The sequence below is a fragment of the Nostoc sp. FACHB-110 genome (assembly GCF_014697425.1).
Lineage (GTDB): Bacteria > Cyanobacteriota > Cyanobacteriia > Cyanobacteriales > Nostocaceae > Nostoc_B.
In genome coordinates, this window is sequence record NZ_JACJRU010000033.1 from 13,303 (window position 1) to 31,962 (window position 18,660).

At 39.2% G+C, this 18,660-nt stretch carries 16 protein-coding genes; 11 read left to right on the top strand and 5 right to left on the bottom strand.

All coding sequences use genetic code 11. From position 1 onward, the window contains the following. Nucleotides 1-25: 25 nt before the first annotated feature. Entirely contained in the window at nucleotides 26-202 is a 177-nt protein-coding gene (locus H6G69_RS24205) for a hypothetical protein (protein WP_190691671.1), read from the bottom strand. Nucleotides 203-415: 213 nt separating this feature from the next. On the opposite strand from H6G69_RS24205, the gene H6G69_RS24210 reads away from it, so the two are divergent. Then, entirely contained in the window at nucleotides 416-1,903 is a 1,488-nt protein-coding gene (locus H6G69_RS24210) for a GTP-binding protein (RefSeq protein WP_190691672.1), read from the top strand. A 35-nt stretch (nucleotides 1,904-1,938) separates the two neighbouring features. On the opposite strand, the gene H6G69_RS24215 is transcribed toward H6G69_RS24210, so the two are convergent. Beyond that, nucleotides 1,939-2,274, bottom strand: coding sequence for a XisI protein (locus H6G69_RS24215; protein ID WP_190691673.1), 336 nt, complete (start codon nucleotides 2,272-2,274; stop codon nucleotides 1,939-1,941). 260 nt (nucleotides 2,275-2,534) lie between these two features. Then, nucleotides 2,535-4,178: a mechanosensitive ion channel gene (locus H6G69_RS24220; protein ID WP_190691674.1), complete on the bottom strand. Its 1,644-nt coding sequence runs from the start codon at nucleotides 4,176-4,178 to the stop codon at nucleotides 2,535-2,537. A gap of 469 nt (nucleotides 4,179-4,647) precedes the next feature. On the opposite strand from H6G69_RS24220, the gene H6G69_RS24225 reads away from it, so the two are divergent. The 5 genes from H6G69_RS24225 to recQ all read left to right on the top strand — a co-directional run bounded on the left by H6G69_RS24225 (nucleotide 4,648) and on the right by recQ (nucleotide 9,622). After that, a complete protein-coding gene (locus tag H6G69_RS24225; protein ID WP_190691675.1) occupies nucleotides 4,648-5,103 on the top strand; it encodes an SRPBCC family protein in 456 nt (151 codons plus the stop codon). Nucleotides 5,104-5,379: 276 nt separating this feature from the next. Continuing rightward, nucleotides 5,380-5,622 (top strand): hypothetical protein, encoded by a 243-nt coding sequence (locus H6G69_RS24230; RefSeq protein ID WP_190691676.1) that lies wholly within the window; start codon nucleotides 5,380-5,382, stop codon nucleotides 5,620-5,622. Next, nucleotides 5,603-5,875, top strand: coding sequence for a hypothetical protein (locus H6G69_RS24235; protein ID WP_190691677.1), 273 nt, complete (start codon nucleotides 5,603-5,605; stop codon nucleotides 5,873-5,875). The genes H6G69_RS24230 and H6G69_RS24235 overlap by 20 nt, the downstream gene beginning before the upstream one ends. A gap of 390 nt (nucleotides 5,876-6,265) precedes the next feature. Beyond that, nucleotides 6,266-7,336, top strand: a complete 1,071-nt coding sequence (locus H6G69_RS24240; RefSeq protein ID WP_190691678.1) for an LOG family protein — start codon at nucleotides 6,266-6,268, stop codon at nucleotides 7,334-7,336. Between the two features lie 129 nt (nucleotides 7,337-7,465). Then, nucleotides 7,466-9,622 carry a DNA helicase RecQ gene (gene recQ, locus H6G69_RS24245; protein WP_190691679.1) on the top strand — a complete coding sequence of 719 codons (2,157 nt, stop codon included), beginning with the start codon at nucleotides 7,466-7,468 and terminating at the stop codon, nucleotides 9,620-9,622. Nucleotides 9,623-9,746: 124 nt separating this feature from the next. On the opposite strand, the gene H6G69_RS24250 is transcribed toward recQ, so the two are convergent. Continuing rightward, on the bottom strand, nucleotides 9,747-9,923 hold the full coding sequence (locus H6G69_RS24250; RefSeq protein WP_190691680.1) for a hypothetical protein: 177 nt from the start codon (nucleotides 9,921-9,923) through the stop codon (nucleotides 9,747-9,749). A 1,010-nt stretch (nucleotides 9,924-10,933) separates the two neighbouring features. Here H6G69_RS24250 and H6G69_RS24255 point away from each other — a divergent pair. Both H6G69_RS24255 and H6G69_RS24260 read left to right on the top strand, forming a co-directional pair. Continuing rightward, nucleotides 10,934-12,916, top strand: a complete 1,983-nt coding sequence (locus H6G69_RS24255) for a long-chain fatty acid--CoA ligase (protein WP_190691681.1) — start codon at nucleotides 10,934-10,936, stop codon at nucleotides 12,914-12,916. 42 nt (nucleotides 12,917-12,958) lie between these two features. Further along, entirely contained in the window at nucleotides 12,959-13,408 is a 450-nt protein-coding gene (locus H6G69_RS24260; protein ID WP_190691682.1) for a YlqD family protein, read from the top strand. Nucleotides 13,409-13,444: 36 nt separating this feature from the next. Here the strand turns inward: H6G69_RS24260 and H6G69_RS24265 are convergent, their stop codons facing one another. Beyond that, nucleotides 13,445-13,924, bottom strand: coding sequence for a hypothetical protein (locus H6G69_RS24265; RefSeq protein ID WP_242072171.1), 480 nt, complete (start codon nucleotides 13,922-13,924; stop codon nucleotides 13,445-13,447). A 391-nt stretch (nucleotides 13,925-14,315) separates the two neighbouring features. Between H6G69_RS24265 and H6G69_RS24270 the strand changes: the two genes are divergently transcribed. The 3 genes from H6G69_RS24270 (at nucleotide 14,316) to H6G69_RS24280 (ending at nucleotide 18,650) form a co-directional block, all read left to right on the top strand. Beyond that, a complete protein-coding gene (locus H6G69_RS24270) occupies nucleotides 14,316-15,647 on the top strand; it encodes an AAA family ATPase (RefSeq protein ID WP_190691684.1) in 1,332 nt (443 codons plus the stop codon). A gap of 357 nt (nucleotides 15,648-16,004) precedes the next feature. Beyond that, a complete protein-coding gene (locus H6G69_RS24275) occupies nucleotides 16,005-17,579 on the top strand; it encodes a tetratricopeptide repeat protein (RefSeq protein ID WP_190691685.1) in 1,575 nt (524 codons plus the stop codon). 45 nt (nucleotides 17,580-17,624) lie between these two features. Then, a complete protein-coding gene (locus tag H6G69_RS24280) occupies nucleotides 17,625-18,650 on the top strand; it encodes an Rpn family recombination-promoting nuclease/putative transposase (protein WP_190691686.1) in 1,026 nt (341 codons plus the stop codon). Nucleotides 18,651-18,660 lie beyond the last annotated feature (10 nt).

Consider the following 18,660-nt stretch of genomic DNA (forward strand, 5'->3'; position numbering starts at 1 on the left):
TTTGGATATCAAGCGCCGCATTTTGTTAAGCTAAGACTAGGTGTATGCGATCGCTACTTTCCACACTCTTCATCCACTCAGCCGTAGTAATTACCTTACTAATAAAGGTATCTTGGGCAACTCGTGTCGCTCGGTGCAGTTCTTCAGCAGTTGCCATACCTGCATTATTTGTCAAGCTCAGTTCAGTTGATTCAGGATTCATAGAACTGAACGTATGAAAACGAAAAATCGGGGGTTCGGCTCCAGAAAGCCGCAAAAATAACTAGGATAAGAAATAAGGCCAATATTAAGAGCCGATTTTGCTAACACATATCTTACACCTAGCAACTGAAGTCTTGGCTACACAGGCAAAACCTGTCTGCGTGGGTTCTAAGTCATTGATTTGGTGCAAGATGTCAACTAATCTAAATTTGCTATGAGTTCGACATTGCCAGTGCCAGATCCTTATCCTAGTGATGCAGATAACACCGATGCTAATTCTCTCAACTGGGAGGAAGAATTAGATAATGCTATTTTTAGCTTTGAAGATATTCAGGCGGAACTGAATTACAAACAAGCCCAAACAGCACTGCGAAACTTGGTAGCGAATCTTGACCTGACACCACCAGAAAAAGCAGGCTTGGAGACAGAAATAGCTGATTTAGAAATTATGCTAGCGAAATTAGACCGGATGGTTGTGCAAATTGCCGCTTTTGGTATGGTAGGACGGGGTAAGTCTTCTTTACTCAACGCTTTGGTGGGACAGCCAGTGTTTGAGACTGGGCCTTTGCATGGTGTGACTCGGGCCGCCCAACGAGTAAATTGGAGTATTCACGAAGAACTAATTGGGGCGACAGAAAAGGCTTTGCGTGTGACTTTGCCGAGTGTGGGACAATCGCAAGTAGAGTTAATTGATACGCCTGGGTTAGATGAAATTGACGGTGACACTCGTGCCGCTTTGGCAGAACAAATAGCCAAACAAGCAGATTTAATTTTGTTTGTGATTTCGGGAGACATGACCAAAATAGAACACCAAGCTTTGTCTCAGTTACGAGAAGCAGGAAAACCGATAATTTTGGTGTTTAACAAAGTAGATCAATATCCCCAAGCCGATCGCCTGGCAATTTATGAGAAAATTCGAGATGAAAGGGTCAAAGAATTACTCACCCCTCTAGAAATTGTGATGTCTGCTGCATCACCACTAGTAAAAACTGCGGTGGTTCGTCCTGATGGTAGTAGAGGTTTGCAGCTGCGAACAGGAAATGCTCAAGTAGAAGAATTGAAGCTAAAAATATTAGAGATTTTACAACGCGAAGGTAAAGCTTTAGTTGCGCTAAACTCTATGCTGTATGCAGACACCGTAAATGAGCAATTGGTACAGCGTAAACTCATCATTCGGGAACAGAATGCTAATCAGTTGATTTGGAAAGCGGTGATGACGAAAGCAGTGGCGATCGCACTCAATCCGGTTACAGTAGTAGATATACTTAGTAGCATCGTCATTGATATTGTTTTAATTCTTGGTTTATCCAAACTCTACGCCATACCTATGACTGAAGCAGGTGCAGTCAAACTGCTACAAAGAATTGCCCTTAGTATGGGTGGTATTGGTGTTAGTGAATTACTCGCAAACTTAGGTTTGAGTGGTTTAAAAACCTTACTGGGTATCTCTGCACCAGCCACAGCAGGTGCTACCCTTGCACCTTATGTCACCGTCGCCCTCACACAAGCAGGTGTAGCTGGTGTGTCTTCTTATGGTATCGGGCAAGTAACGAAAGCTTATTTAGCTAATGGTGCAACTTGGGGGCCAGAGGGGCCAAAAGCCGTAATTAGTAAGATTTTAGCCAACCTCGATGAAGCTTCAATTCTCAACCGGATTAAGGATGAGTTGCAATTGAAGTTAAAAGTTAAACAGTCAAAGTAGAGATTGCTATAAGTTGGTTTATTTATTACAAATATCTAAGCTGTAGCATAACCTGTATATTGTCTGAGTTCAGGTTCTCGAAAACCTAAAACAATATGGTTGTTGGGAATTCCAGCTTCGGTTAAATCACCAGCAATACCATGTTCGGTTCCATCCCGCTGAATCCAGATTTTACCATCGATAATATCGATATGAACAATACAACCATGTACTCGTTGCCCTCTATCCCATCCTACGTTGACTAACAAATAGCGATCGCTGTTACGATCAAAAACAACTTCAGTTTTAATTTCGCCATAAGCGTAAGGAATAGCAGCATACTCAACTAAAATTTTTTCAATGGTTTGGCGATAGTTTTCTAGGGTATCCATTTAAGAATAACCTCCGTGTAAGGCTCAAATACAATTAGCTTCAGACGACCTCTATTTATGACAATAAGTATAAAAATTAGAGTTAAGGAATGCAAATCTTAAACTTTGAACTTGGAAGCTCAAGTTTTTAACATAAACATCCAAGTTCAAAGCTCTAATTTTTTAGTTTTCAGGTTGAACTGACAAGAAACTAATTAAAGTTTTGATGCAGAGATATGTAATGCGTAATCAGAGTGTATTGGCATTCTAAATTATGAGATTTAACTCTTGTTCTTAAAAGAATCCAACCACTCTCTTACTTGCTCTTTAGCAATATCTCGACCACCAAGACCAAAAGCTAAAGCAATGGCAACAGCGATCGCACCAAGTAGCAACCCAAATGCTAAATTCACAATATCGCTAGCAACGCCAATCTGTTGTAATGCCATTGCTGACACTAAAGTAATGATAGCAATTCTTGCTACTTGAGCTAATATTCTCGCTTGGCGATCGCCAGAACTACTAATTAAGTTAAAAGCGAGATTTGCCAAAAATAAACCGACTGCAAACACCACTAATCCAGCTAGAATTCGCCCCAAAATAATTAAAATGCCCGTAACTAGTGTAGTTAAAGCCGGAATATTCAAGATATTCACTGCGGCCACTGTTGCGAACAACATAATGCCTACTAAAGTCACAATGCCTGCAATTTCTGAAGGCGTGCGAATTGGTGCGCTTGGTGCAGTTTCAGAATAGTCTGTTGGCCTAGTTGGTGAGGGTAAACCTAACACCGCAAAAATATTATTGAAACCTAAACTAGTCAAAATACTTGTGACTAAATCTGCAACAAAGCGGCCGAAGAAAAAGGCAATAATTAAAATGGCGGCAGCAGTAAAGATGGCAGGCAAAGTGTTCAGAATCTGTTGCAGCATTGTAATTGCTGGCACAGATATTGCCTCAATTTTTAAAGCATTGAGAGCAGCGATCGCAACAGGAATCAGAATTAAAACATAAACAATTGTGCCAATAATTGTTGATAAAGACTGAACACCCGTAGAAGAAGAAAGTCCAAATCGACTACCTAAATGATCTATGCCAGTTGTTGTTAACAAGTTAGTGACAATTCGCCGGACTATATTAGCGAGGAACCAGCCAAATACTGCAATTAAAATTGCTGCCAAAATATTAGGCAATATTGACAGAATTTCTGTAATCAGCGATTGTACTGGTAATAAAGCCTGTCTCAGTCCCAAAGTATCGAGAACGGGAACCAGGAATAGTAAAAAGATAAACCAGTATAAAGCATTGGCGATCGTCTCGCTAAAAGAGATGCGATCGAGGCTGATTGAATCTTCAGGCGATTGCTGATTTAATCGCTCGTCTAAATTCAGAGCCTGCAAACCACGTAAAGTCACAATTTTAACGATGCTGGCTAAAACCCAAGCAACGCCTAAAATTACTCCTGCACCCACCACCTTTGGCAAAAAGCCAATCAATTGGTCAAGGAAATTATTGAGCGGGCGAGATGCGACTTCCAGTCCTAGGGCTTGTAATACAGCTACTACCGTCAGTAAAATGATGCTCCAAAAAACCAAACTGGAGATGAATTTCTCCACTTGGGGAACATCCCTGCGTCCTGTTACACCTGCGGCGATGCGGTTATCGATATTTGTGCGGTTGAGGATGCTTCTAATGACGGCGGCAAATATAGCAGCAATCAGTATCCCAACTAATAAAATTGCTGCGGCTCCTAGCAATCTAGGAGTATACAGAATAACTTGTTGTCCAATTCCTTGCAAATCTGCAAGTCCTTGGTTAACTCCTGGTTGTACCTGTGGTAGGGGCGACTGTGCTAACATTTGCTGCCCTGTTATCGACAAACCTATGTCTATCAACTGGGTTATTACTGGCCAAGTTGTGTTCATGGTTTTCTAGAACTATGGTGATATTTTTACCAAGAAAATTGTGTAAACCCAGTAAAGTGAATTTGTTTCGGAGAAACAACACTCTAGTAAGTTCACGCTAATTTTGTGTATCAATTTACCAGTAAACATAGGAAAAATATATAGTCATCCTCATTTGATTTCTTAACAATCCGCGACAACCAGGAATATTAGACTTATTTATTACTTATTTAGGATGGCTAAAAGAATCTGATTTGATGACTGAACATACTTGTGTAGGCACTTAACAAAGAACAGGGAATAGAAAAATCTGACTTCTATATATTTGTTAAAAATAAGAAATGATTTTTAAATTTGAATAATATATTGTTACTTTAATAACTTAATTTTCAGCTAATTGAGAATCCTACTGTTGTCACATAAATTTAGCTTGTGGAGAATACCAAGTTTTGAGGTAATCTAAGGGCAGCAACAGGATGAACAATCTGGCATGACTCAAGTTTTTGAACAATCAATTCAAATCAACGCCACTTCTGCAGTTGTAGAACGCTGTATTACTGATTTAGCTTTGATGCATCGCTGGCTAAATCCTGTGCTACGCTGCGAACCTGTCGGTGAAATTTGGAGTACAGATACAGGCGCGCAGAGTCGCTTTGTCATTCAAATTCCTGTGATTCAACCGACACTTAACAGTGTTGTTTTAGAAAGGCAACCTGGTTTAATTGTGTGGGAATTTCAGGGATTTTTTCAAGGACGCGATCGCTGGGAATGTCAACCAGTAGAACAAGGAACACGTTTGTTCAATCGCTTTGAATTTATTATACCAAACCCGATAGTAAGTTGGGGTTTCAATAACTTTGCTGCGTCTTGGACAAAAGAAGATATGCAAGCTCAACTACGCCGACTAAAACGTGTTGCAGAAGAAGTGCAAATTAATCAGTCATAACTGAAAGTATGCAACGTGAAGTATGAAGTCTGAAATGAGATTTTTTATACTTTAGACTGGAGAATTTCAACTTAAATTTTTCTGTCCGTACCTCAGTGTAACTTCATCCAAAAATTTCTATCTTTACTTAAGCTGTCTCCGTGTCACTCGTCTGCTTATTACGCAACTGCACTGATATTCCCATAGCCCATCTTCATAAATTCAGCAAAATCACGGTTACGTTGAAATGGGGTTCTGATCAAAACTGCGAATAACCAGATTATTTAGGGTGCTTTTATGACCAGCCCTGCGATGCGATTTAGAGTCAATCTAGAAATGGGAAAAGAATTTGCTCACAAGTGGGAGCAAGCTTCGTATAGTCAAACCAGTGCCTACTGTTTAAATATCCTCAATGAGTTAGGATTTCCCAGTGCTGAACTCCCTTTAAACCTACAAACTCGTGAGGAACAATTGAATTTTATCGCAGGTTTCGCTTCATATGCTTTAGGGGAGGTACAAAATGTCCAAAGTGCTAATTGATGACATTTTTAATGAGCCAGAATGGGCAGAAGAAGTTGCTGTACCTGCAACAGATGGGGAATTACTATTGTTAACAGAAAGAATTTCTCGTTTTGAAATTCCTTTACAGGTTTTTTTACAAGCTGTGGCTATAGCCGCTTATGATTGCGCTTCGGCTTTTCGTTATGCCGACAACTATATAATGAATCATAAGACAACTAAGCGCAAAAACTTACGAATGTTAAAGACTGTACGTAACTTTGAAAATAATTGAATTTAATGCCTTTACTCTTCTTTTGCCCCTGCAAGCACATCAAGCAAGGGGCTTTGTTTTTGCACAAAGGGTGCAAGGGTGTATTGATGAAAAATGATTCACTCCCTATCCTTATACCAATTCGCAATGACGCTCGCAGGCTCGCTAACGCTGCGCTAACGCAATGACGCTCCTTCGTCGCTAACGCTGCGCTAACGCAATTGAAAAACTTAGATACAGCAAAGCTTTCAGGGTTTACATCTGTATCATATTTTTCGTGAAATGGTATTACACCCCTTCACCCAGTCTCCACAGGGAAACTTTGTGCGCCAGTCCTAACGGATTGAGACAAGATTATGAATATTACCCAAAAATTAGGTACAATGTAGTGCCATTGCGCCAGCATCTCCCATGACCTCATCTGCGTCGTTTGACACACTAGAATCCCTGCAAGCGGATATTATTGAATTATTCGATCGCCTACCAACGTTAAACAATCGGCAGTATATCCAGCAAGCGCTCGCTACCATTATTCGCCTCGGTAGTAGTGACATTGACAGGCTTGATTGGAAGATATTGTCTTCGGCCTTAGCTGATATGGAGCGAGGCTTTGAGTTATTTTACAACTACCGTCATGTGCGGAAAATAACTATTTTCGGTTCAGCCCGTCTCTCATCCGCAACGCCAGAGTATCAAATGGCAATGGAATTTGCTCGCAATGTATCGCAGATGGGATTCATGGTGATGACAGGCGGCGGCGGTGGTATCATGCAGGCGGGTCATGAAGGTGCAGGACGAGAAAATTCTTTTGGGTTGAATATTCAGCTACCATTTGAGCAACAAGCAAACCCCATTATTGAAGGCGATCCCAAATTAATTAACTTTAAGTATTTTTTCACTCGTAAGCTGTTCTTGCTCAAAGAAAGCGATGCTGTGGCATTATTCCCCGGTGGGTTTGGTACTCAAGATGAAGCCTTTGAGTGCATGACTTTAAGCCAAACTGGGAAATTTGGGCCTGTTCCTCTAGTTTTAATTGACCACCCTGGGGGAGATTATTGGCGTGCTTGGAGTGAATATATCGATAAACAACTGGTGCAAAAAGGTCTTGTGAGTCCTGAAGACCCCAGCCTCTACACTGTCACTGATAACCTAGAAGTGGCTTATGATGCCATCAGACGTTTTTACAAAGTTTATCACTCCAGCCGCTATGTATCTAATCAGTTGATAATTCGCCTCAGTTGTGAATTATCTGATGCTGAAGTTGAGCGACTGAATGATGAATTTAGCGATATTCTAGTCAAAGGAAAAATTGAAAAAACCCAGGCTTTACCCCAAGAAGGTCAAGACGAAACTCTAGAATTACCTCGCTTAATTTTGAATTTCAATCAGCGAGATTTGGGACGTTTGTATCAGATGATTAGCACAATTAACTCTATGGGTACGCCTTCCCAAGAAGAGATAGACCATCCCGAAAGAAAGTAGTTTTGCTACAGATTGCGATCGCTCACATTTGCATATATTAAACTCACGTAAAGGCACACAGAGGATTTAGTGCTTTTATAATCTTGATATCCCCTACTTACGCAGCAGGCAACTAAACAAGCGATCGCTATGCTTCAGTATCCCAATCTCGAACAGGCGTTAAAATATCACTTCGGTTATGATAATTTTCGTCCTGGACAGCGACAAATTATCGAAGATGCGCTACAAAATCGAGATTTGCTGGTAGTAATGCCAACTGGTGGGGGCAAGTCTTTGTGCTTTCAACTACCTGCATTAATCAAGAAGGGATTGACGGTAGTAGTATCGCCGTTAATTGCACTGATGCAAGACCAAGTAGAAGCACTGCGAAATAATAATATTAGTGCCACGTTTCTCAATAGCAGTTTAAATCCTTATCAGGTGCGATCGCGGGAAGAAGCCATCCTCAACGGTAAGGTAAGATTACTCTACGTCGCCCCAGAACGGCTTATGAGTGAAAGATTTCTACCGTTTCTCGATTTAGTTCATCACCAAGTTGGGATTTCGACTTTTGCAATTGATGAGGCGCATTGTGTTTCTGAGTGGGGACATGATTTTCGTCCAGAATATCGTCAGTTGCGCTCATTGCGATCGCGTTATCCAAATGTACCGACAATTGCGCTGACAGCAACGGCGACTGAGCGCGTCCGTTCTGATATCATTCAACAAATTGGCTTAAAACAACCAAGCATTCACATCGCTAGTTTTAATCGGCAAAATCTTTATTATGAAGTTCGCCCTAAAACTAAATATGCTTACGCTGAATTATTAGAATTAATTCGAGAAACTGAAGGCGCAGTGATTGTTTATTGTCTAACTCGCAAAAAAGTTGATGAATTAACTTTTAAATTGCAAAATGATAAGGTTTCCGTTCTGCCTTATCATGCCGGATTAACAGACGAAGAACGCAGCAATAATCAAACGCGATTTATTCGAGATGATGCGCGGGTGATGGTGGCAACTATCGCCTTTGGCATGGGAATTAATAAACCCGATGTGCGGTTAGTCATTCACTTTGATATTCCGCGAAATTTAGAAAGTTACTATCAAGAATCTGGTAGGGCGGGCAGAGATGGCGAATCATCACGCTGTACTATCTTTTTTAGTTTTGGTGATATTAAAACGATTGAATGGAGTATTAACCAAAAAACCGATGCCCAAGAACAATTGATTGCCAAACAACAATTGCGGCAAATGATAGATTACGCCGAAGGTACAGATTGTCGGCGCACAATTCAACTCGGTTATTTTGGCGAAAGATTTATTGGCAATTGCCATAACTGTGATAATTGCCGTTATCCCAAACCTGTGGAAGACTGGACAATTGAAGCGATGAAGTTTTTATCTTGTGTGGCGCGTTGCAAAGAAAGATTTGGGATGCTGCATATTATTGATGTGTTGCGGGGTGCGAAAAATCAAAAGATTACGCAATACGAACATGACAAACTTTCTACTTATGGTATTGGCAAAGATAAAAGCGTTGATGAATGGCGAATGTTGGGGAGATCGCTTTTACATCAAGGTTTGCTAGAACAAACTAGTGATGGGTATTCTGTTTTAAAATTAAATGCCCATAGTTGGGAAGTAATGCGGCGACAACGTAAAGTGGAAATTGCTATATCTAAAACAGCAAAAGTAACTTTAATTGAAGATAATCCTAAGGTTGCTGAGTCAGAAGAATTATTATATAAATTGCGATCGCTACGTAAACAACTGGCTGATGAACAATCTGTCCCACCTTATGTTATCTTTCACGACTCGACATTAAAATTGATGGCACAGGTACAACCTAAAACTTTAGTTGAGTTTGGTAAATTATCTGGTGTTGGCAGTCATAAACTAGCCCAATATGGTGAAAAGTTTTTGGCAGAAATTCGGGCTTATCGTGATGCGAAAAGTTCTGTGAATGCTGATGTTGATATGACATCTTCACTCAGCTTAATTTCTGGCACTGAATTGCAAACTCTACAGTTACATCAACAAGGCTTAAGTGTTGCGGAAATTGCCAAACATCGCAAAATTAGCCCATCTACAGTTGTAGGTCATTTAGCAAAATTAATCGAAAAAAATCAGCCTGTAGATTTAAACCAGATTGTACCTTTAGAACGTCATCAAAAAATTTGGCAAGTCTTAGAAGTGCTTGGTGATATTCCCCTGACACCATTAAAAGAACAACTGGGTACTGCTTATAGCTTTGATGAAATTCGTTTAGTTAAAGAAAAGTGGCGGCGGGAAAGGCGCAAATAATTGCGTGAGGCGATCGCGTATAATAAAGGTTTTAGTCAAATAATTAAATTGATTTGGTTACAGCTATTGACTTTTACATTATCTAGTTGAGTAGCGATCGCCGAAAGCAGTTAATCAATTTTTGTTAAACTGCATCCACTAAACCTGGCATTTCTGCATTAGCAGGGGATGATTCTCTGACTTGTTGAATTTGATATTGTGGTTTGGTTTTCTTAGCTAAGACGACAGAAAGGATTTTTGGTAATACTAAACAAGCAACCGTATTTAGCAGCGTTAGCAATAGTCCATCCATTAGACTCATATAAACGCCCTCCTTCAAAAATTTATTTGCTATTTATCTAGTGTGAAACATAATTAGTCAAATAAACTACATTCGATATTTTGATTTTCTTTTGATATCTATAAGCTAGACAAATGTTTAGTTTTGTAAATAATAAAAGGAGATAAACAATTATAAAAATCCGGTTTGATTAGGGAAATTATCTGCGTAGCCTGGGAGTAGTGAGTAGGAAAGAGCGATTTTGGGATGTACAGATTTTCTTTCAGAAATCAAATAGGATTCCTATAGTAGCAGTCATAGTATTAAATAAAAAATTGACAGTTAAACAGCGAATAATCATTTGCTCCAAAATTCCGAGCAAAATTTTATGCCTATGATAGACAAAAGGTAATGGTTACTTAACCATTACCTCTTATCTGAGAAATTGTACTAAAGCTTTACGCACTCAAATCGCTGACAAACTGGAGAGAATAATTTATTGTTAATAGTTCGATTCCCAACATAACTATTAACGATTGTGCAGAGACTTTTTATGCAGAGTAACGATTAGCTAGAACATCGAGAACAGAAATGTGGACTAAATTTACAAAATTGAGTACCTGTCAATGAATAGACCGTACAGTATGGAAAAGCTGTAATTTCAATTCTGGTGTTTTCGGCATCAGTAAATGTAGATGCTTGAGTAGATTTTGCCTTAGCCAGAATCGTCGAAAGAAGCCTAGGTAAAGCTAAACAGGCAGCAATATTGATCAGGGTTAAGAACACAGCATCGGCGAAAGCTATAGGTAATCACCCCCATGAAAAATTTAGGTGGTCGCTATTAATTTCTGCAAACATTAGTCTTCAGGCTAATTTGAGGATGTATTGTTTGCAGTTTATATAATTTCACTTTAACATAAATTTTTATCAATACAACCGAGGATTTTGTGAAATAGCTGACACAATCAGCGTTGTAAATAATCAGGAGGGATATTGTAGCGTAGTAGCAGAATAATCTGGTAAAAAAACACTACACTTCTAGGTCATGTGTTATGTCAAACATCCAAACAGAATCATCAATATTATCTAACATCTCCGAAAGAGAAAGGCTGGCATTAAAAGGTGCTATAGATTACTCAAAAGTAAATTTAATCTCCGAGATTTGGCCATTAGCTGCCAAGCAATTTGGTAATATAGTCGCGCTGAAGAATCCTCACTCGAAACCAGAAACCGTCATTACTTATAGCCAGTTAACGGATCAAATTCAACAATTCGCAGCAGGTTTACAAGCTTTAGGATTACAAGCAGGCGATCGCGTTTCTTTAATAGCAGATAATAGTCCTCGCTGGTTAATTGCCGACCAAGGCATCATGACGGCTGGCGGGGTGAATGCAGTACGCAGTTCCCAAGCCGAAAAAGAGGAACTTTTATTTATCATTGCTAACAGTGGCAGTACAGTTTTAGTCGTTGAAGATGTCAAAACCTTAACTAGACTGCGCGAAAGGCTAAAAGACCTACCAATTCGGATAGTTATCTTACTTTCTGATGAAGCACCGCCAACAGACGACTCTCTCAAAATATTGAATTTTTCCCAGTTACAAGATATTGGTGCTAATACAACCTTAGTTAGAGTTAATCAAACTCCCGATGCCTTAGCAACTTTGATTTACACCTCTGGCACTACAGGTAAACCCAAAGGGGTCATGTTATCTCACGGTAACTTAATGCACCAAGTTAGATACCTCCGGGCAATAGTTCAGCCAGAACCAGGCGACATTGTTTTAAGTATTCTCCCTACTTGGCACAGCTACGAACGCAGTGGTGAATACTTTTTATTGGCTCAAGGTTGCACACAAATTTATACTAACTTGCGTTCTGTCAAACGCGATTTAAAAGAATTTCAGCCACATTTCATGATTGGTGTACCTCGGCTGTGGGAATCAATTTATGAAGGAGTGCAAAAACAATTTCGTGATCAACCCGCAAACAAGCAACGCCTAATTAACTTTTTATTGGGGATGAGCGAAAAGTATATCAAAGCGCAACGCATTGCCCAAGGGCTGTGTTTAGATCATATTCACGCTTCACCTGTTGAACGAGTCGCAGCTAAGGTACAAGCATTGACTTTGTTACCGTTTCATCTTTTGGGAGAACGGTTAGTTTACGCCAAAGTCAGAGAAGCCACAGGCGGACGCATCAAACAAGTCATTAGTGGTGGCGGTGCGTTACCCAGACACATTGATAACTTTTTTGAAATTATTGGTGTAGAGATTTTACAAGGTTACGGTTTAACAGAAACTTCGCCTGTAACTAATGCCCGCCGTCCGTGGCGCAATTTCCGGGGTTCATCCGGTCAACCGATTTCTGGCACAGAAGTTAAAATTGTAGATCCTGAAAATCGCCAGCCTTTACCAACAGGAGAACGAGGTTTGGTGCTGTTGCGAGGGCCACAAATTATGCAAGGTTACTACCAAAACCCCGAAGCAACAGCCAAAGCAATTGATTCTGAAGGATGGTTTGACAGTGGCGACTTGGGTTGGGTCACACCCGAAAATGATTTAGTGTTGACTGGCAGGGCAAAAGATACAATTGTTTTGACCAACGGGGAAAACATCGAGCCACAGCCAATTGAGGATGCGTGTTTGCGATCGCCTTATATTGACCAAATCATGCTGGTTGGTCAAGATCAGCGCAGTCTCGGCGCTTTAATCATCCCTAATCTCGAAGCCTTAGCAAAATGGGCTGAAACTCAAAATCTACAACTAAATCTACCCACAGAACCAGGAACTCAGCCTTCAGAATTCAGCACTTCTGTTGACCTGGAGAGTAAAATAATCCAGGATTTGTTTCGGCAAGAATTGAATCGGGAAGTGCAGAACCGTCCAGGTTATCGTTTAGATGACCGCATTGGGCCATTTCGACTGATTTTAGAACCATTTTCGATTGAAAATGGCTTGATGACTCAAACACTAAAAATCCGGCGACACATTGTTGCAGATCGCTACCACGACCTGATTAACAGTATGTTTACCTGATAATTTCAACTGCAAACAAACTATATAGAGTGAACGCGAAATATGGATGTCTCCAACCCTAATCTACTTTTGAAGCGCATTGTTAATGTCAAAGTTATTGTGACTCCCTTGTGGAAAGAGGAAGTACAACAGCAGTTGCAAGCACAAATCAATCAACTAGATCAGCAATTACAACAACTCGATCTAGAAGGACAAAGAGCGATTTCGGCTATTCAAAAGCAGAGTATTCAACCACCTAGTCCCCAAACTCTGCAACAAATCGACAACATTCAGCTGCAAGTCAACCAAAAGAAAAGTGAATTTTTAGAACAAAAAAATCAAATGCTGCAAAATCTCCAGCAAGTGCAATTGCTTGAGTTAGATCAAGAAGTCAATCAATTTCAGATGGAAGGCTTTTTCCGTGTCGAACGTGGTGATAACTTGATTAGCAAAATGCAAGTTGAAATCGTGCTACGCGATGGCATTGTCGAAGATATTCGCGGCGATCTCTAATTAAATGTGAAGTCTGAAGGATGAAATTTTCAGACTTCACACTTTACACTTCATACTTTTATTTAGGCGACTCCCGGTTTTGCATTGCATCTGGGAGCCAGCCCAAATAACTTGCCAAACAGGAGGCGAACTAACTAATAGCGATCGCCCAAAAGTATTCATCTCTACTCGATACTTAATCAAATTTGCCGAATTGCGATTATCAGGAATATGTGTAATTGTTACTAGTGCCTGATTGGGCTGCGGATAAACTACTTCTACTTTGCGAGTTCCTTTTTCCGGCTCTACATCTTCAATGACACTCACCGCTAAATTTGCTGGATTACTACCTTGAAGTACAGAATTAAATTGCTCTAAAGGTATAGTTTTATAATCAACTCGTTCCGGGTAAACCTCAACATTTTCCGAATTACCCATAACAGAAAATTGTGCTTTTTCTTCCTTCACAGTACTGAAACCAGTTGCCGGAGGTTGATGTTGAGTAATATAAACCCCAGTAGCAGTAGCAACAAGCATACTGAGTACCAAAATTAAAATAAACTTCCACTTAATTGAAAGCATAACTAAACAAAAATTTCAAACGAAGTAATTGTTAACTTTGAATTTTAAATTGAAGTTTAGCCTTTAATCCTCTATCATTCGCCTAGAAAATATAAACATATATAACAATCCGATTGCACTAAAAAACTTGTAGTATGTAGGGTTAATCAAAAGTTAACTCCCAAAAGTCAATACATCATAGACTCTGATAGCCGCGAAAAGTTCCTGTAAGCATACATTACTACTACATAAAGTTCGTCATTTGTCATTTTTATTTGCAAAGAAGATTTCCTCTTCCCCCACTTCATTGTTTACCTATAACCGTAAGTTTGCGATAATATGGCGCTAAATTCAGCTACTCATATTTATGACCTCGGATTTTGCGCTTTTAAAGCGGATATACAATGTTTTTGACCCGTTTCGCCCTTTACTCGCAGGCGATCCCGCTTATGTTGATTGTTCAGAAGTGCGGGGAGACGGCGATATCTTAGTAGAAATCGGCCGAGAGATTTTATATTCAGATAGAATGACCTCGCAACTTTATGCAGGTCATCGTGGCGCAGGGAAATCTACAGAATTACTCCGTTTACAGAAATTTTTAGATGACGCAGGTTGCTTTGTAGTTTATTTTCCCGCCGATGAAGAAGATATTGATCCAGAAGATGCTCAATATACTGATATTCTCTTAGCTTGTACTCGCCACTTAGTAGAAGCATTAAAAGATAGCACTTCTCCAACTGTTTTGTTGAATTGGTTGCAAGAACGTTGGCAAGATTTAAAAGATTTAGCACTAACTAAAGTTTCTTTAGAAAGTTTAAGTATCGAAGCGCAAATTTCTCAATTTGCTAAATTAACCGCAAATTTACGAACAGAACCAACTCAACGTCAAAAAATTCGAGAACGCATTAATCCCCATACAGTTACTTTGATTGCGGCGTTAAATAAGTTTATTCAAGATGCTAAAAATAACTTACCTGAAGGATATTCTCAACTAGTATTAATTGCTGATAACTTAGACCGCATTGTACCCATACCGCAAGAAGATGGACGCACTAATCACGACCAAATTTTTCTAGATCGTAGCGAACAACTCCAAGCTTTAGATTGTCATTTGCTGTACACAGTACCAATTTCTTTACTTTATTCTAATCGTGCTGCCGACCTCGCTAATACTTATGGTAATACCCATGTTCTGCCTATGATTATGGTGCAAACACCTGATAATCAACCTTATGAACGAGGTATTAATAAAGTTACAGAAATTCTGCAAAAACGCCTAAGTTTAATTGACCCTAATTTATCTATTGTGAATATGTTTGAAGAGCGAGGAGCGTTAGAAAGACTGTGCTTAATGAGTGGAGGTCATGTGAGAAATTTATTATTATTAATGAAGGAGGCAATTAAATACACTAACGCTTTACCCATTCCGACTAGAGCCTTACTGCGTTCTGTGAGCGAGTTGCGAAATACTTACCGCAATACAGTTTTTGCTAATCAATGGGAAGCATTAGCAAACGTGCATTATTCTAAAGAAATAGTAAATGATCCACTATATCGAGATTTATTATTTAATCGCTGTATTTTAGAATATCGTTATTTAAATGGAGAAGGAGAAAGTCAAGTTTGGTATGATATTCATCCTCTAATTAAGGGAATTAAAGAATTTCAAGATACCTTTAATCGATTGTATCCGGGATAGATAAATGCAACACCATAGTAATTGCTGCAAGCTCCCCCCGCCTACGGCGATCCCCTTCAAAAGGGGGTAAACAGAAAAATAGCCCCCTTTTTGAAGCTACGGTGTACACACAAGTCGAAAATTTTCATGTTCAACCGCATCCCGCCTTGAACTAAAGTTCCAGGCTCATAGCCAAAGTCCACAAAGCGTGGACTAGAAGACATTTTTAGGTGAGTCATCTTCAGATGACTTGTGCTATGAGACTCGGAATTCATTCCAAGGCGGGACAGATGCACTACACGAATATTTGTATGTACACCGTCGCTTTTTTAAGGGGGGGGTTGGGGGGAGCTAAAACGTTCTGTTACAGTTAAAACTATGTCACTAGAACTAACTGATTGGGATAAAGATTTACCATCACAAGCAGATGAAGAATATCAAGCCTTAGTGCGTACGCTGAATTTTACAGAAGGATTTGGATTACTATTTGTGCGTTGCTCTCCGGCTGGGGGTGAGCAGTTAATTACTAAGGTAAAAGCAGATATTAGTAATAAAAATATCCAAGTGTTGCGACTTCAGCAAGCCGTAAGTAATTTATATGAAATAATTGATAATTTAGATAATAAATCAGAAATTAATGTTTTATTTATTACAGGTTTAGAGCATTCGTTTTATGAGTATGAAGAATGCAAAAGCTTAACAGGTTGGAATAGTAAAGATATTTATTCATATAGTTGGAAAGGTGTACCGCCTGTTTTAATTAACCTGAACCAACAACGAGAACGTTTAAAAGATAATTTTAATATCTGTTTTGTCTTTTTGCTACCGATATTTGCTATTAAATATTTTATTCAACGTGCGCCAGACTTTTTTGATTGGCGTTCTGGTTTGTTTGAATTTCCCATAGATTCAGAAACTTTAGAACAAGAGTCATTGCGCGTTATTCAGGAGGGAGATTATGATAGATATCTCACTCTAACCCCAGAGGAAAGAACTAAGGAAATACTCAGAGTTCAAGAATTAATTGTAGAAGAAAATCAAACACCGAAACGGCAATGTGATTTACTGATTAACCTGGAAATATTACATTTGGTTGGACAAAATTATAAAGAAATGATCAAATCGTTCGACAAAGCATTGTCAATTCAACCTGATGACTATGAAACTTGGAGCAACCGGGGAACTGCGCTGTTTGGTTTAGGACACTATGAAGAAGCACTCACATCCTACGATAAAGCCTTGTCTATTCAACCTGATTACCACGAAGCTTGGAAAAACAGGGGGCTGGTGTTATTTAATTTAGGGTACAATGCAGAAGCACTCGCCTCATATGATAAAGCTTTATCCATTCAACCCGATGACCACGAAGCTTGGAATAATCGGGGAAATTTGCTAGGAAATTTAGGACGCAACGAAAAAGCGATTACATCCTACGATAAAGCTTTGTCCATTCACCCAGAGTACTACCAAGCTTGGTACAATCGGGGGGTCGCGCTCTATGATTTAGGACACAATGAAGAAGCAATTGCATCCTTTGACAAAGCTTTGTCTATTCAACAAGATAAACACGAAGCTTGGAACAATCGAGGGAATGCGCTCAGTAAATTAGAACGTTATGAAGAAACACTTAACTCCTACGACAAAGCCTTGTGCATCAAACCTGATTTACACCAAGCTTGCTACAACCGGGGGATAGCACTATGGAATTTAGGACGCAATGAAGAAGCGATCGCATCTTTCAACAAAGCTTTAGAATTTAAACCTGATTTACACCAAGCTTGGTACAACAAAGCTTGCTGTTATGCACTTCAAGATAATATTGAGCAGACATTAGAAAATCTGCAACAAGCGATTAATATTAGTCCTGACGAATATCGAGAAAAGGCAAAAACTGATACTGATTTTGATAATATTCGGCATGATGAACGCTTTCAAGCATTAATTCAAGGTTAGCTAATGAACAATTCAAAAAATAATGCCGATTTACTTACTAATTAGATGAAAACAGACACGATTTTTTATAAACTCTTTCAGGAATTTCCTAATATATTTTTTGAACTAATTGGCAAACCAGAAACAAATACAAATCTTTACGAATTCAAAAGCCAAGAAATTAAAGAAACTGGCTTTCGATTAGATGGTATATTTTTAACTTTAGATTCAAACTCAGAAATTACTGCTAACGAACCAATATATTTTGTTGAAGTTCAATGCTATAAAGATAAACGCTTCTACGACAGATTATTTAGCAGTATTCTGCTTTATTTCTACCAATATCAACCAATCAATCCTAACTGGTATGCTATAGTCATTTTTGATGCTCGAACAAATGACGTAGATTTTCCGGAGCGTCTTAATTCTTTGAGAGAAGAACATCTCATCTGCTTGTATTTGGACGAAATAGCAGATACACCCGAGAAATCATTAGGATTGGGAATTGTGAAGTTAATTGTTGAAGGTCAGCCAAAAGCCCAAGAATCAGTTAAACAGCTAGTTAATCAAGCTAGAGCAGAAGTCAAAGATACAGCCATCCAAAGAAAAATTTTAGAATTAATAGAGGCGATTCTTGTTAATAAGTTTCCTAATTTGAGCAGGGAGGAGATAAAGGCGATGTTAAGTTTAGAATTAATTAGAGGTACAAGAGTATATCAAGAGTTAAAAGAAGAAGCTAGAGAAGAAGTTAAGCAAGAAGTCAAGCAAGAACTCAAGGCAGAAGCTAGGGAAGAAGTTAGAGAAGAAGTCAAGCAAGAACTCAAGGCAGAAGCTAGGGAAGAAGTTAGAGAAGAAGTCAAGCAAGAACTCAAGGCAGAAGCTAGGGAAGAAGTTAGAGAAGAAGTCAAGCAAGAACTCAAGGCAGAAGCTAGGGAAGAAGTTAGAGAAGAAGTCAAGCAAGAACTCAAGGCAGAAGTTAAAACAGAAATGATTGCCAAGCTGCTGCAACGTGGAATGAGTGTAGAAGAAGTAGCTGAGATATTAGAGTTAGATGTGGAAGTTATTAGAGATGTAGCAGGTGAGCAATTGTAAGGCTGGTCAA

Bases quoted from the DNA above. Each gene is read 5' to 3' on its own strand.
- H6G69_RS24220 (WP_190691674.1), bottom strand. From the start codon at position 4,178: ATGAACACAACTTGGCCAGTAATAACCCAGTTGATAGACATAGGTTTG.
- H6G69_RS24280 (WP_190691686.1), top strand. From the start codon at position 17,625: ATGAAAACAGACACGATTTTTTATAAACTCTTTCAGGAATTTCCTAAT.
- recQ (WP_190691679.1), top strand. From the start codon at position 7,466: ATGCTTCAGTATCCCAATCTCGAACAGGCGTTAAAATATCACTTCGGT.
- H6G69_RS24240 (WP_190691678.1), top strand. From the start codon at position 6,266: ATGACCTCATCTGCGTCGTTTGACACACTAGAATCCCTGCAAGCGGAT.
- H6G69_RS24250 (WP_190691680.1), bottom strand. From the start codon at position 9,923: ATGAGTCTAATGGATGGACTATTGCTAACGCTGCTAAATACGGTTGCT.
- H6G69_RS24205 (WP_190691671.1), bottom strand. From the start codon at position 202: ATGAATCCTGAATCAACTGAACTGAGCTTGACAAATAATGCAGGTATG.
- H6G69_RS24210 (WP_190691672.1), top strand. From the start codon at position 416: ATGAGTTCGACATTGCCAGTGCCAGATCCTTATCCTAGTGATGCAGAT.
- H6G69_RS24235 (WP_190691677.1), top strand. From the start codon at position 5,603: ATGTCCAAAGTGCTAATTGATGACATTTTTAATGAGCCAGAATGGGCA.
- H6G69_RS24265 (WP_242072171.1), bottom strand. From the start codon at position 13,924: ATGCTTGTTGCTACTGCTACTGGGGTTTATATTACTCAACATCAACCT.
- H6G69_RS24260 (WP_190691682.1), top strand. From the start codon at position 12,959: ATGGATGTCTCCAACCCTAATCTACTTTTGAAGCGCATTGTTAATGTC.
- H6G69_RS24230 (WP_190691676.1), top strand. From the start codon at position 5,380: ATGACCAGCCCTGCGATGCGATTTAGAGTCAATCTAGAAATGGGAAAA.
- H6G69_RS24255 (WP_190691681.1), top strand. From the start codon at position 10,934: ATGTCAAACATCCAAACAGAATCATCAATATTATCTAACATCTCCGAA.
- H6G69_RS24215 (WP_190691673.1), bottom strand. From the start codon at position 2,274: ATGGATACCCTAGAAAACTATCGCCAAACCATTGAAAAAATTTTAGTT.
- H6G69_RS24225 (WP_190691675.1), top strand. From the start codon at position 4,648: ATGACTCAAGTTTTTGAACAATCAATTCAAATCAACGCCACTTCTGCA.
- H6G69_RS24275 (WP_190691685.1), top strand. From the start codon at position 16,005: ATGTCACTAGAACTAACTGATTGGGATAAAGATTTACCATCACAAGCA.
- H6G69_RS24270 (WP_190691684.1), top strand. From the start codon at position 14,316: ATGACCTCGGATTTTGCGCTTTTAAAGCGGATATACAATGTTTTTGAC.